General features: G+C 64.9%; 11 protein-coding genes, 2 tRNA genes and 2 rRNA genes. 10 read left to right on the forward strand and 5 right to left on the reverse strand.

Going from position 1 to position 13,983, the window contains the following annotated elements; all coding sequences use genetic code 11:
• Window positions 1-8: 8 nt before the first annotated feature.
• Window positions 9-506: a histidine phosphatase family protein gene (locus KA711_06815; GenBank protein ID MCM0608699.1), complete on the forward strand. Its 498-nt coding sequence runs from the start codon at window positions 9-11 to the stop codon at window positions 504-506.
• Here KA711_06815 and ruvB read toward each other — a convergent pair.
• The 5 genes from ruvB to KA711_06840 all read right to left on the reverse strand — a co-directional run bounded on the left by ruvB (window position 388) and on the right by KA711_06840 (window position 4,340).
• Window positions 388-1,449: a Holliday junction branch migration DNA helicase RuvB gene (gene ruvB, locus KA711_06820; GenBank protein MCM0608700.1), complete on the reverse strand. Its 1,062-nt coding sequence runs from the start codon at window positions 1,447-1,449 to the stop codon at window positions 388-390. The two genes, KA711_06815 and ruvB, sit on opposite strands and share 119 nt — an antisense overlap.
• Window positions 1,450-1,486: 37 nt before the next feature.
• Window positions 1,487-2,065, reverse strand: coding sequence for a Holliday junction branch migration protein RuvA (gene ruvA, locus KA711_06825; protein MCM0608701.1), 579 nt, complete (start codon window positions 2,063-2,065; stop codon window positions 1,487-1,489).
• Window positions 2,066-2,075: 10 nt separating this feature from the next.
• Entirely contained in the window at window positions 2,076-2,585 is a 510-nt protein-coding gene (locus KA711_06830) for a TlpA family protein disulfide reductase (GenBank protein ID MCM0608702.1), read from the reverse strand.
• A 44-nt stretch (window positions 2,586-2,629) separates the two neighbouring features.
• A complete protein-coding gene (locus KA711_06835; GenBank protein ID MCM0608703.1) occupies window positions 2,630-2,842 on the reverse strand; it encodes a hypothetical protein in 213 nt (70 codons plus the stop codon).
• A 223-nt stretch (window positions 2,843-3,065) separates the two neighbouring features.
• The gene (locus KA711_06840) at window positions 3,066-4,340 is read right to left on the reverse strand and encodes a CoA transferase (GenBank protein ID MCM0608704.1); all 1,275 of its coding nucleotides are present in this window, start codon (window positions 4,338-4,340) and stop codon (window positions 3,066-3,068) included.
• A 42-nt stretch (window positions 4,341-4,382) separates the two neighbouring features.
• On the opposite strand from KA711_06840, the gene KA711_06845 reads away from it, so the two are divergent.
• The 9 genes from KA711_06845 (at window position 4,383) to KA711_06885 (ending at window position 13,928) form a co-directional block, all read left to right on the forward strand.
• Window positions 4,383-4,940 (forward strand): hypothetical protein, encoded by a 558-nt coding sequence (locus KA711_06845; GenBank protein ID MCM0608705.1) that lies wholly within the window; start codon window positions 4,383-4,385, stop codon window positions 4,938-4,940.
• On the forward strand, window positions 4,937-6,175 hold the full coding sequence (locus KA711_06850) for an MFS transporter (protein MCM0608706.1): 1,239 nt from the start codon (window positions 4,937-4,939) through the stop codon (window positions 6,173-6,175). Before KA711_06845 ends, KA711_06850 begins: the two co-directional genes overlap by 4 nt.
• A 7-nt stretch (window positions 6,176-6,182) precedes the next feature.
• Entirely contained in the window at window positions 6,183-6,638 is a 456-nt protein-coding gene (locus tag KA711_06855) for a PTS fructose transporter subunit IIA (GenBank protein MCM0608707.1), read from the forward strand.
• Entirely contained in the window at window positions 6,607-6,876 is a 270-nt protein-coding gene (locus tag KA711_06860) for an HPr family phosphocarrier protein (GenBank protein ID MCM0608708.1), read from the forward strand. The genes KA711_06855 and KA711_06860 overlap by 32 nt, the downstream gene beginning before the upstream one ends.
• A gap of 45 nt (window positions 6,877-6,921) precedes the next feature.
• The gene (gene ptsP, locus KA711_06865; GenBank protein ID MCM0608709.1) at window positions 6,922-8,694 is read left to right on the forward strand and encodes a phosphoenolpyruvate--protein phosphotransferase; all 1,773 of its coding nucleotides are present in this window, start codon (window positions 6,922-6,924) and stop codon (window positions 8,692-8,694) included.
• A gap of 354 nt (window positions 8,695-9,048) precedes the next feature.
• Window positions 9,049-10,577, forward strand: a 16S ribosomal RNA gene (locus KA711_06870).
• A gap of 69 nt (window positions 10,578-10,646) precedes the next feature.
• A tRNA-Ile gene (locus KA711_06875) sits at window positions 10,647-10,723 on the forward strand.
• 4 nt (window positions 10,724-10,727) lie between these two features.
• A tRNA-Ala gene (locus KA711_06880) sits at window positions 10,728-10,803 on the forward strand.
• Between the two features lie 248 nt (window positions 10,804-11,051).
• Window positions 11,052-13,928 (forward strand): 23S ribosomal RNA (locus tag KA711_06885).
• Together the 16S and 23S rRNA genes with 2 tRNA genes alongside form the textbook arrangement of a ribosomal RNA operon.
• Window positions 13,929-13,983 lie beyond the last annotated feature (55 nt).

Genomic DNA, 13,983 nt, shown 5'->3' on the forward strand with positions numbered 1-13,983 from the left:
GGAGCGTCGTGTTCGAAGGCACCCACATCGGCGTGCTGGAGCGCCTGGGTCATGCCGAGATCGAGCAGCGCTTTCCCGACGACGCCCGCCGCGGACGACAGCGCGAGCCGGGCTTCGGCCCGGGCGGCGGCGGGTCGCTCGAGGCCTTCTCGGCCCGCTGCCTGGCCATCTTCAAGCAGCTGGCCCAGACCCACGCCGGTCAGACCATCGCCATCGTGGCCCACGGCGGCGTGCTCGACTGCCCGTACCGCGCGGCCAATGGCATCGGGCTGCAGGCGTCATGCACTTGGCTGCTGGCCAACCCGGCCATCAACCCGCTGCTCTACACGGGGGGACGGCTTCCGCGTCGTCGGCTGGGACGACCGGCGGCACCTCGAGGCCGTGGCCTCAGGCCCCGCCGAAGAGATCACCGCCTGAGCTCGGAGGCGCCAGGCCCAGGTGCTTCCAGGCCGCGGCGGTGGCCACGCGGCCGCGCGGCGTGCGCTGCAGGTAGCCCTGCTGGATGAGGTAGGGCTCGATCACGTCCTCGATGGTGCCGGCTTCCTCGCCGATGGCCGCGGCCACGTTTTCCAGGCCCACCGGGCCGCCGCCGAAGCGGTGCACCACGGCCTCCAGCAGCTTGCGGTCCATGACGTCGAAGCCCAGCGGGTCAACGTCGAGCATGGCCAGTGCGGCGTCGGCCACCGCCTGCGCAATGTGGCCGTCGGCCTTGACCTGCGCGTAGTCGCGCACGCGGCGCAGCAGCCGGTTGGCGATGCGCGGCGTGCCGCGGCTGCGGCGCGCGATCTCGCGCGCACCGGCATCGTCGATGGGCGCGTTGAGCAGCCCGGCCGAGCGCGTGACGATGCGCGTGAGCTCCTCGGCCGTGTAGAACTCCAGGCGCGCCACGATGCCGAAGCGGTCGCGCAGCGGGTTCGTCAGCATGCCGGCGCGCGTGGTGGCACCCACCAGCGTGAAGGGCTGCAGGTCGAGCTTGATCGAGCGCGCGGCCGGGCCCTCGCCAATCATGATGTCGATCTGGTAGTCCTCGAGCGCGGGGTACAGGATCTCCTCGACGACCGGGCTCAGCCGGTGGATCTCGTCGATGAAGAGCACGTCGTTTTTCTCGAGGTTGGTGAGGATGGCCGCCAGGTCCTTGGGCTTTTCGAGCACCGGGCCGGAGGTCTGGCGCAGGTTCACGCCCAGCTCGGCGGCGATGATGTGGCTCAGCGTCGTCTTGCCCAGGCCCGGGGGGCCGAACAGCAGCACGTGGTCGAGCGCCTCGGCGCGCTGGCGCGCGGCGCCGATGAAGATCTGCAGCTGCTCGCGGGCCTTGGCCTGGCCGACATAGTCCGACAGGCCCTTGGGGCGCAGCGCGCGCTCCAGCGCTTCTTCGTTCGGGTTGGCCGGGGCAGCGCTCAGCACCCGGGGCGGCGGCGGCGCTGCGAAGTTGTCGGTCTGGATGCCCATCCAGTCATTATCGCGGCGCGCAGTGCGCTCAGGCACGCTACCGGTTCAGCGCCTTCAGGGCTTGCTTGATGCCGTCGGAAACGCCCACGTCGGCCGGCAGTGCCTTGATCGCGGCCTGCGCCTCGCGCTCGTTGTAGCCCAGCGACTGCAGCGCCTGCGCAATGTCAGCCTGCGCGTCACTGAGGGGCGTGGCGCCGGCCGTCAGGGCGAGTTCGGCGCCCAGCTTGCCCTTGAGCTCCAGCAGCAGCCGCTCGGCCGTCTTCTTGCCGATGCCCGGCACCTTGACGAGGCGGGCGGTGTCCTGGCGGCTCACCGCCAGCGACAGCTCGGTCACGCTCAGGCCCGACAGGATGGCCAGCGCCGTGCGCGGGCCCACGCCGCTGATCTTGACGAGCTCGCGGAAGGTCCCGCGCTCTCCCTCGGTGAGGAAGCCGTAGAGCAGCTGCGCGTCCTCGCGCACCACCAGATGGGTCAGCAGCTGCGCCGGCTCGCCGAGCGCCGGCAGGTTGAAGAAGGTGCTCATGGGCACGTCGAGCTCGTAGCCGACGCCGCCCACGTCGAGCAGCACCTGCGGCGGGGTCTTCGCCGCCAGGCGGCCGGTCAGGCGGCCGATCACGGGCGCCCGATCACGCTTCGGCCAGCAGTTTGTCGACCAGCCCGTCGAGCTCGCCGAAGTCGGGCTCGCCGACGTAGCGCTTGACGATGAGGCCGCGTTTGTCGAGCAGGAAGGTCGTGGGCGTGATCTTCGTGTCGTCGAAAGCGCGCGCGATGGCGCCGGTGTTGTCGATGACGATGCCGAAGGGCAGCCGACGCGTCTCGGCGAAGTTGGCCACGTAGGCCGGCGGGTCGTAGCTCATCGCCACCGCCAGCGTCTCGTAGCCGCGGGCCTTGAAGCGCTCGTGCGCGGCCACCAGAGCCGGCATTTCCTTGACGCAGGTGACACAGCTGGTGGCCCAGAAGTTGACGAGCACCACCTTGCCGCGCAGGCCATCGGTGTGGGCCTTCGTGCCGTCCAGGAGGGTGTAGCCGAAGCGGGGCGCGGGATCGCGGCCGGCGCAGCCGGCCAGGCCGCCGAGCAGCCACGCGGTGACGGCCAGGAGGGCCCGGCGCGGCAGAAGAGGGTGCGACTCGTTCATCGGATCGGCGGTCAAGGTCGGGGACCTCATGCGATGGGGGCAGTTTAAGGCAGGGGTCCTGCCCACGGGATCGTTCCGGCGCCCTGGCGCCCGGCGCACCCGGTGAGGGCCATGGTCCGGCGGCGCACCTCGATGCCGCGCGCATCGATCTCGCGCCCCCACTGCCGCAAAGCCTCGCTGAGCAGACCGGCGAGATCGAGCCGCTCGTTGGAGATCTGCACGCGGCCGCCGGACAGGCGCGGCACCTGCTGGCCCATGATGCCGGCGCGGCGTGCACCTTCGATTTCGTCGCGCAGCCCGCGCAGGCCGGCGCGGTCGATCCTGCCGGTGGTCGCCAGCGTGGTGACGCGCGTCCGGCAGCGGCGTGTGGCTCGGGCGCAGGCGCGTCACCCCGCTGCACCCCCTCGACGGGAATCGTCTGGCGGACATCCACCCCACAAAGCCGCACCAGGCAAGCGACGGAATCGCCGGCACAAGCCGTTACGCCGGGCCGATCACCCCTGCCCGTCGCCAGGCAGCGCGGGTCTCGGTATCGATGCCGAGATCGTCGAGCACCTCGTCGGTGTGTTGGCCCAGAAGGGGCGGTGCGCGGCGCACCTGCGTCGGCGTCGCCGACAGCTTGATCGGGCTGGCCACCAGTTCCAGGTGGCTGTTGCGTGGGTGCGGCACCGTCACGGTCATGTCGCGGGCCCGCACTTGCGGGTCGGCGAAGACCTGGGCGAGATCGTTGATCGGCCCGGCCGGTACCTTGGCCGCTTCCAGGGCCGTCAGCCAGTCGTCGCGCGTGCGCAGCTTCAGCAGCGGCTCCAGCAGCGCCACCAGGACTGCGCGGTGGCGCACGCGCGCGGCGTTGGTGATGAAGCGCTCGTCGCGGGCCAGTGGCGCGCAGCCGGCGACGCGGCAGAAGCGCTCGAACTGGCCGTCGTTGCCCACGGCCAGGATGAGGTGCCCGTCGGCGACCTCGAAGACCTGATAGGGCACGATGTTCTGGTGGGCGTTGCCCGCACGCTGCGGCGGCTTGTGCGTGACGAGGTAGTTGGCGCCCAGGTTGGCCAGCATCGCGACCTGGCTGTCGAGCAGCGCCATGTCGACCACCTGGCCTTGCCCGGTGGCGTCGCGGTGGCGCAGGGCGGCCAGGATGGCCACCGTGGCGTACAGGCCGGTGAAGAGGTCGACCACCGCCACGCCGACCTTCTGCGGCCCGCCGCCGGGGCGGTCGTCGCGCTCGCCGGTCACGCTCATGAGCCCGCCCAGGCCCTGGATTGCATAGTCGTAGCCGGCGCGCTCGCGGTACGGGCCGGTCTGGCCGAAGCCGGTGATCGAGCAGTACACGAGGCGCGGGAACTCGTGCATCAGCGTGCCCGCGTCGAGGCCGTGGCGCGCCATGTCGCCGACCTTGAAGTTCTCCACCAGCACGTCGCAGCGCGCCAGCAGCCGCCGCACCAGGGCCTGCCCCTCGGGCCGCGCGAGGTCGATCGTGATGGAGCGCTTGTTGCGGTTGGCACCCAGAAAGTAGGCCGCGTCATCGGTGTCGTGGCCGGCGTCGTCGGGCAGAAAGGGCGGGCCCCAGCCCCGGGTGTCGTCGCCGCCGCGCTGGCCATCGGCCGGTGGCCGCTCGACCTTGATGACGTCGGCGCCGAGGTCGGCCAGCGTCTGCGTGCACCAGGGACCGGCGAGCACCCGCGACAGGTCGAGCACACGCACGCCGTCGAGCGCGCCAGAGGCGGGCAGTGTCGATGCATCCATGCGGTTCATTGTCGCGCGGAGCCCCGCCGACGCCTTGCCGATAATCTGCCGGTGAGCTTGCAGCGACTGCCCCTTCCGCCAGCCCGATCCGGCCGTACCGGCCGCGCGGCGGGCCTGCTGGCGATGCTGCTGCTGGCCGCGTGTGCGCCGGTGCACGACTGGCGCGAGGTGCGCAGCGCTGACGGTACGGTGCAACTGCTGTTCCCGTGCCGGCCGCAGCTGCACGAGCGGCGGGTGGCGTTGGCGGGCTCCATGGTGAAGTGGTCCTTGTTGGCCTGCGAGCGCGACGGGCAGACCTGGGGGCTGGCGAGCACGGACCTCGGCGACCCCAACCGGCTGGCGCCGGTGCTCGATGAACTCGCTGTCTCCGCGGGCGCCAACCTGGCCGCGGTGTCCCGTGACACGCCCTTGCGCGTGCCCGGCGCCACGCCGCACCCGGGCAGCCGCCGCGTGGCGATCGACGGCCGACGGCCCGACGCCCGGCCGGCGCAGATGCAGCTGGCGCTGTTCACCCACGGCACCAAGGTGTATCAGGCCAGCGTGCTGGGCCTGCGCTTGCCGACGGAGCCTGTCGACACCTTCTTCGGCTCCCTGCGGGTGCTGCCTTGACGGAGTCGCAAGGCCATCCGCGGCCGAAGGCCGTCTGGATCTTCGGGGCCTTCGCGTTCGCCTACTTCCTGTCGGCACTGCTGCGTGCCGTGACGGCGACGCTGGCGCCGGTATTCAGCGCGGAGCTCGGGCTGGGCGCGGCCGATCTGGGCTTGCTCGCTGGCGCGTACTTCCTCGGCTTTGCCAGCCTTCAGCTGCCGCTCGGGCAGGCGCTCGACCGATTCGGCCCACGGCGCACGCTGCTTCTGCTGCTGGCGCTGGCCGTGCTGGGGTGCAGCCTGTTTGCAATGGCCGCTACCCTGGGCGGGCTGATTGCGGCGCGGGCGCTGATCGGGGCGGGTGTGGCCGCCTGCCTGATGGCGCCGCTGACGCTGTTCCGGCGCCTGTTTTCGCCGGCGACCCAGCTGCGTGCGCACTCGTGGCTGCTGATGACGGGATCGCTGGGCATGCTGGCCTCGACGCTGCCGGTGCAGTGGCTGCTGCCGGCATTGGGCTGGCGCGGCTTGTTCTGGGCCGTGGCGGCGTTGCTGGCCTTGGGCATCCTGGCCCTGGCCCTGGCCGTACCGCGCGATTCGCCGCCGGCTGCACCCGCCACCACCGGACCAGGCTACGGGGCCATCGTGCGCCACCCGCTGTTCGTGGCCATGGCGCCGCTGGCGTTCTGGCTCTATGGCGGGATGATCGCCGTGCAGGCCCTGTGGGCGGGCCCCTGGCTCACGCGCGTGGCCGGCTGGTCGGCAGGTCAGGCAGCCGAGGGCTTGTTCCTCATCAACCTGGCGATGTTGTGCACTTTCGCTGCCTGGGGCGCGCTGATGCCGCGTCTGGTGCAGGGCGGCTGGACGGCGCCGCGGATCATGCGCCGGGGCATTCCAGTGGCCCTGGCCCTGCTGCTGCTGAACATCCTGCTCGGCCCGGCGGCCGGCGCGGCGCACTGGTCGGTCTGGTGCATGGCCTGTACGGCCGTGTCGGTGAGTCAGCCCGCCGTCGGGGCGGCCTTTCCGGCCGCCCAGGCAGGGCGTGCGTTGTCGGCCTTCAACCTCGTCATCTTCAGCGGCGTGTTCACGGTGCAATGGGGCGTGGGCCTTGCCGTCGATGCGCTGCAAGCCCGGGGCCTGACCGAGGTGGCGGCCTTCCGCGGCGCGATGGCCGCGCTGCTGGCCTGCTGCATGCTGGCTTACGCGTGGTTCGTGCGAGGCATGCGGCGCATCGACGCGGCTGCGGATAATGACCGTTGATCAAGCCATGGCCAAGATCATCATCGTCGCCCACACGCCCCTGGCCAGTTCGCTGCAGTCGGTGGCCGCGCATGTGTACCCGGAGGCCGGCGGCCGCCTGGTGGCGGTGGACGTGGCCCCGGGCGCCGGCCTGGAGGCCGTGGAAGCCCAGGTGCGGGATGCGCTGGCGCCGGTGCTGGCCGCGGGCGAGGAGGCTCTGGTGCTCGTCGACGTTTTCGGCGCCACGCCCAGCAACGCCGCGCTGGCTGCGGTCGAGGGCGCGCGGGCGCGCGTGGTGGCAGGGGTCAACGTGCCCATGCTGTGGCGCTCGTTGTGTTACGCCAGCCTGCCGCTGGAGGAGCTGGTCGGCCGCGCCGTGGCCGGTGCCACCCAGGGTGTCATGCACGTCGCGGTGTCGCGGCGCCAGAACCAGGGCCCTGCGCCCGCCGCCCATGATCCAGTCCAGCATCACCATCAGCAATAAGCTCGGGCTGCATGCTCGCGCCTCGGCAAAGCTCACCAAGCTGGCCGGCAGCTACCGCAGCGAGATCCACCTTTCCCGCAACGGCCGACGCGTCAACGCCAAAAGCATCATGGGCGTCATGATGCTGGCGGCTGGCCTGGGCGCGAGCATCGAGATCGAGGCTGACGGCCCCGACGAGGCCGAGGCCATGGACGCGCTTCGATTGTTGATCGACAGCCGCTTCGGCGAAGGCGAGTGACGCGATGACCGCGGCGGGCCGTCCACCAACCCGGGGTCGACGCGGATGAGCATCCAGATCTTCGGGATTCCGATTTCGCGCGGAGTGGCCATCGGACGCGCGGTGCTGGTGGCGTCCAGTCGCGTCGACGTCGCGCACTACTTCGTGCCCGCCGGGCGGGTCGAGCACGAAATCGGCCGGCTGCGCGACGCGCGCAACGCCATCGCCCACGAAATCGAGGGGCTGAAAGCCGACCTGCCCGCCGAGGCGCCGGCGGAGCTGGCGGCGCTGCTGGACGTGCACCTGATGCTGCTGCACGACGACACCCTCAGCGAGGCCACCAAGCTTTGGATCGAGCAGCGGCACTACAACGCCGAATGGGCCCTGTCGGCGCAGCTTGAGGTGCTGGCGCGCCAGTTCGACGAGATGGAAGACGAATACCTGCGCGAGCGCAAGGCCGACATCGAGCAGGTGGTGGAGCGGCTCTTGCGCCAGATGGCTGCCGCCGCCCGCGGCAGCGCAGAGCCGGCACCGACCTTGGTGAACCCGCGCGACATCGCGGGCGCGGACCCGCTGGTGCTGGTGGCCGGCGACGTCGCTCCCGCCGACATGCTGCACTTCAAGCGCAGCGTGTTCACCGGATTCGTCACCGATGTCGGCGGACGCACCTCGCACACGGCCATCGTGGCGCGCAGCATGGACATCCCGGCCGTGGTCGGCGCGCGCGAGGCGAGCCGGCTGATCCGCCAGGACGACTGGGTCGTGATCGACGGCGATGCCGGTGTCGTCATCGTGGACCCCTCGCCCATCGTGCTCGAGGAATACCGCTTCCGGCAGCGTCAGAGCGAACTGGAGCGGGCCCGCCTCGACCGCCTCCGCCACACCCCTGCCGTGACCCTGGACGGGCAGGCCGTGGAGCTGCTGGCCAACATCGAGCTGCCGGGCGACGCGGCTGCGGCGCTGGACGCCGGGGCGGGCGGCGTGGGACTGTTCCGAAGCGAGTTCCTGTTCCTCAACCGCGGAGGCGACCTGCCGGGCGAGGATGAGCAGTACGAGGCCTACCGCGACGCGGTGCTGGCGATGCGGGGGCTTCCGGTGACGATCCGCACCGTCGACATCGGTGCCGACAAGCCGCTGGAGCGCATGAGCGCCCAGGAGCTGCGCCACGAGCATGGCCTGAACCCCGCGCTCGGGCTGCGCGCCATCCGTTGGAGCCTGGCCGAGCCAGGCATGTTCCGCCAGCAGCTGCGCGCCATCCTGCGTGCCAGCGCACATGGCAAGGTGCGCATCCTGATCCCGATGGTGGCGCATCTCGACGAAGTCTGGCAGGTGATGGAGTTGATGGCGCGCGTGCGCGCGCAACTTGACGACGCGGGCGAGCCATACAGCCCAGTCGAGCTGGGAGCGATGATCGAGGTGCCGGCAGCCGCATTGCTGATCGACCGCTTCCTGCGTCATTTCGATTTCGTGTCGATCGGCACCAACGACCTCATCCAGTACACCTTGGCGATCGACCGCGCCGACGAGGCGGTGTCGCATCTCTATGACCCCTGGCATCCGGCCGTGCTGGCGCTGCTGGAGCGCACCATTCGCGCTGCCCGGGAGGCGCACAAGCCGGTGTGCGTGTGCGGCGAGATGGCCGGCGATGTCGGCTTCTGCGAACTGCTGCTGGCCATGGGGTTGCGCAGCTTCTCGATGCACCCGGCCCGCATCGCGGCGGTGAAGCAGCGTGTGCTGCGCGCGGACACCCGGGCGCTGTCGGCGCGACTGCGCGACGTGCTCGACAGCGACGCGCCCGCCGCCGTCTGGGGTCAGCTGCACCGCACGGGGAGCGGCTGATCGATTGACGGCCTCGCCAGGCTTCGTGCTACAGTCAAGGGCTGCGCTGATGACGCAGATCGCGCCCTCCCAGGCGCACCCGGCGGGCCAAATCAGGCGATCGGGTCAGGCAAGCGATAACCGAGCGCTTGACAGGGGATTGAAAAACATCAGAGAATCTCGGTCTTCGCTGATAACCATCGGCGTCGCAGCAGGAAATAAAAACCTGCTACGTTCTTTAAAAATCAACAGCCGATAAGCGTGGGCGTTTGAAGGCGCGTGCCAAGAGTCGCAAGGCTCATGGTCGAAAGACCTCAAACGCTCATGGAAAAAGAAGTGAAGTTCACTTCGATTCCTAAGAGCAAATTCAAGATCGAACTGAAGAGTTTGATCCTGGCTCAGATTGAACGCTGGCGGCATGCCTTACACATGCAAGTCGAACGGTAACGCGGGGCAACCTGGCGACGAGTGGCGAACGGGTGAGTAACGCATCGGAACGTGCCCAGTAGTGGGGGATAGCCCGGCGAAAGCCGGATTAATACCGCATACGACCTAAGGGTGAAAGCGGGGGACCGTAAGGCCTCGCGCTATTGGAGCGGCCGATGTCAGATTAGGTAGTTGGTGGGGTAAAGGCCTACCAAGCCGACGATCTGTAGCTGGTCTGAGAGGACGACCAGCCACACTGGGACTGAGACACGGCCCAGACTCCTACGGGAGGCAGCAGTGGGGAATTTTGGACAATGGGCGCAAGCCTGATCCAGCCATGCCGCGTGCGGGATGAAGGCCTTCGGGTTGTAAACCGCTTTTGTCAGGGAAGAAACGCTCCGGGCCAATACCCCGGGGTAATGACGGTACCTGAAGAATAAGCACCGGCTAACTACGTGCCAGCAGCCGCGGTAATACGTAGGGTGCAAGCGTTAATCGGAATTACTGGGCGTAAAGCGTGCGCAGGCGGTTTTGTAAGACAGAGGTGAAATCCCCGGGCTTAACCTGGGAACTGCCTTTGTGACTGCAAAGCTTGAGTGCGGCAGAGGGGGATGGAATTCCGCGTGTAGCAGTGAAATGCGTAGATATGCGGAGGAACACCGATGGCGAAGGCAATCCCCTGGGCCTGCACTGACGCTCATGCACGAAAGCGTGGGGAGCAAACAGGATTAGATACCCTGGTAGTCCACGCCCTAAACGATGTCAACTGGTTGTTGGGAAGGTTCCTTCTCAGTAACGTAGCTAACGCGTGAAGTTGACCGCCTGGGGAGTACGGCCGCAAGGTTGAAACTCAAAGGAATTGACGGGGACCCGCACAAGCGGTGGATGATGTGGTTTAATTCGACGCAACGCGAAAAACCTTACCTACCCTTGACATGCCTGGAATCCTGCAGAGATGTGGGAGTGCTCGAAAGAGAACCAGGACACAGGTGCTGCATGGCCGTCGTCAGCTCGTGTCGTGAGATGTTGGGTTAAGTCCCGCAACGAGCGCAACCCTTGTCATTAGTTGCTACGAAAGGGCACTCTAATGAGACTGCCGGTGACAAACCGGAGGAAGGTGGGGATGACGTCAGGTCATCATGGCCCTTATGGGTAGGGCTACACACGTCATACAATGGCCGGTACAGAGGGCTGCCAACCCGCGAGGGGGAGCCAATCCCAGAAAACCGGTCGTAGTCCGGATCGCAGTCTGCAACTCGACTGCGTGAAGTCGGAATCGCTAGTAATCGCGGATCAGCTTGCCGCGGTGAATACGTTCCCGGGTCTTGTACACACCGCCCGTCACACCATGGGAGCGGGTTCTGCCAGAAGTAGTTAGCCTAACCGCAAGGGGGGCGATTACCACGGCAGGGTTCGTGACTGGGGTGAAGTCGTAACAAGGTAGCCGTATCGGAAGGTGCGGCTGGATCACCTCCTTTCTGGAAAATGCACGCAAGTTCAAGCGCCCACACTTATCGGCTGTTGATGACGACAGTAGCCCGTTTACCGGGTCTGTAGCTCAGTCGGTTAGAGCACCGTCTTGATAAGGCGGGGGTCGTTGGTTCGAATCCAACCAGACCCACCACCCTGGGGGTGTAGCTCAGCTGGGAGAGCACCTGCTTTGCAAGCAGGGGGTCATCGGTTCGATCCCGTTCACCTCCACCATGTCGGGTGGCCAAACCGGACAGCGCATGACGTGCGCTGTCCGGTTCGGTCTTCGGATCGGCTGTCGTTCTTTAACAATTCATAGAGTCGAAAATCAGTGTCGTCGACGGAAAGCACTTCGGTGCGCCGTGCCGTTGGCGACTTTTGATTGCGTCAATACAAACCTTGATTGGTATCAGGGTTCGGCATAACGCGAATACTCAACCAGTCATTGACCGACCCGGTGTCAGCCGGCGTCAAAGTTATAGGGTCAAGTGACTAAGTGCATGTGGTGGATGCCTTGGCGATTACAGGCGATGAAGGACGTGGTAGCCTGCGATAAGCTTCGGGGAGCTGGCAAATAAGCTTTGATCCGGAGATTTCCGAATGGGGAAACCCAACCGTAAGGTTATCGCACACTGAATACATAGGTGTGCGAGGCGAACCGGGTGAACTGAAACATCTCAGTAGCTCGAGGAAAAGACATCAACCGAGATTCCGAGAGTAGTGGCGAGCGAAATCGGAGCAGCCAGTGCGTTTTAGCAGTCGACTTATCGGAACAGCCTGGAAAGGCTGGCCATAGCGGGTGATAGCCCCGTACGGGAAAAGACGATTGTGGAACTGGGCGCACGACAAGTAGGGCGGGACACGTGTAATCCTGTCTGAAGATGGGGGGACCATCCTCCAAGGCTAAATACTCGTAATCGACCGATAGCGAACTAGTACCGTGAGGGAAAGGCGAAAAGAACCCCGGGAGGGGAGTGAAATAGATCCTGAAACCGCATGCATACAAAAAGTCGGAGCCCGCAAGGGTGACGGCGTACCTTTTGTATAATGGGTCAGCGACTTACATTCAGTGGCAAGCTTAACCGAATAGGGGAGGCGTAGGGAAACCGAGTCCGAACAGGGCGTTCCAGTCGCTGGGTGTAGACCCGAAACCAAGTGATCTATCCATGGCCAGGATGAAGGTACCGTAACAGGTGCTGGAGGTCCGAACCGACTAGTGTTGCAAAACTAGCGGATGAGCTGTGGATAGGGGTGAAAGGCTAAACAAACTTGGAGATAGCTGGTTCTCTCCGAAAACTATTTAGGTAGTGCCTCAAGTATTACCATCGGGGGTAGAGCACTGTTATGGCTAGGGGGTCATGGCGACTTACCAAACCATTGCAAACTCCGAATACCGATGAGTACAGCTTGGGAGACAGTGCACCGGGTGCTAACGTCCGGACACAAGAGGGAAACAACCCAGACCGCCAGCTAAGGTCCCCAAAATTGGCTAAGTGGGAAACGAAGTGGGAAGGCTAAAACAGTCAGGATGTTGGCTTAGAAGCAGCCACCATTTAAAGAAAGCGTAATAGCTCACTGATCGAGTCGTCCTGCGCGGAAGATGTAACGGGGCTAAGCCAGTTACCGAAGCTGCGGATTTGCGCGCAAGCGCAAGTGGTAGGAGAGCGTTCTGTAAGCCTGTGAAGGTGGATCGCGAGGTCTGCTGGAGGTATCAGAAGTGCGAATGCTGACATGAGTAGCGTTAAAGGGGGTGAAAAGCCCCCTCGCCGAAAGCGCAAGGTTTCCTACGCAACGTTCATCGGCGTAGGGTGAGTCGGCCCCTAAGGCGAGGCAGAGATGCGTAGCTGATGGGAAACAGGTCAATATTCCTGTACCGACGTGCAGTGCGATGTGGGGACGGAGAAGGTTAACTCGGCCAGGTGTTGGATGTCCTGGTTCAAGCATGTAGTCGTGGCCCTTAGGCAAATCCGGGGGCCTTAGATGAGGTGCGATAACGAGGCGGCTTGCCGCCGAAGCGAGCGATACCCTGCTTCCAGGAAAAGCCACTAAGCTCCAGCTGCACGCGACCGTACCGCAAACCGACACTGGTGCGCGAGATGAGTATTCTAAGGCGCTTGAGAGAACTCTGGAGAAGGAACTCGGCAAATTGACACCGTAACTTCGGAAGAAGGTGTGCCCTAAGTAGGTGAAGCTGTACAAGCGGAGCCCAACGGGGTCGCAGAGAATCGGTGGCTGCGACTGTTTACTAAAAACACAGCACTCTGCAAAGACGAAAGTCGACGTATAGGGTGTGACGCCTGCCCGGTGCTGGAAGATTAAATGATGGGGTGCAAGCTCTTGATTGAAGTCCCAGTAAACGGCGGCCGTAACTATAACGGTCCTAAGGTAGCGAAATTCCTTGTCGGGTAAGTTCCGACCTGCACGAATGGCGTAACGATGGCCACACTGTCTCCTCCAGAGACTCAGCGAAGTTGAAATGTTTGTGATGATGCAATCTCCCCGCGGAAAGACGGAAAGACCCCATGAACCTTTACTGTAGCTTTACATTGGACTTTGAACAGATCTGTGTAGGATAGGTGGGAGGCTTTGAAGCGGTGCCGCTAGGTGTCGTGGAGCCAGCGTTGAAATACCACCCTGGTGTGTTTGAGGTTCTAACCTTGGCCCGTTATCCGGGTTGGGGACAGTGTATGGTGGGCAGTTTGACTGGGGCGGTCTCCTCCCAAAGCGTAACGGAGGAGTTCGAAGGTACGCTAGGCACGGTCGGAAATCGTGCTGATAGTGCATAGGCATAAGCGTGCTTGACTGCGAGACTGACAAGTCGAGCAGGTACGAAAGTAGGACTAAGTGATCCGGTGGTTCTGTATGGAAGGGCCATCGCTCAACGGATAAAAGGTACTCTGGGGATAACAGGCTGATACCGCCCAAGAGTTCATATCGACGGCGGTGTTTGGCACCTCGATGTCGGCTCATCTCATCCTGGGGCTGTAGCCGGTCCCAAGGGTATGGCTGTTCGCCATTTAAAGAGGTACGTGAGCTGGGTTTAAAACGTCGTGAGACAGTTTGGTCCCTATCTTCCGTGGGCGCTGCAAGATTGAGAGAGCCTGCTCCTAGTACGAGAGGACCGGAGTGGACGCACCTCTGGTGCATCGGTTGTCACGCCAGTGGCATAGCCGAGTAGCTAAGTGCGGAAGAGATAACCGCTGAAAGCATCTAAGCGGGAAACTCGTCTCAAGATGAGTCTTGCCGGGGCCTTGAGCCCCCTGAAGAGTCGTTCGAGACCAGGACGTTGATAGGCCGGATGTGGAAGCGGAGCAATCCGTTAAGCTGACCGGTACTAATTGCTCGTGAGGCTTGACCCTATAACTTTGACGAAGCCTGCGGCGCAGGCGGTTTGAAGAAAGTAGTTATGCCGTG

The sequence above is a fragment of the Ideonella sp. WA131b genome, assembly GCA_023657425.1.
GTDB lineage: Bacteria > Pseudomonadota > Gammaproteobacteria > Burkholderiales > Burkholderiaceae_C > Rubrivivax.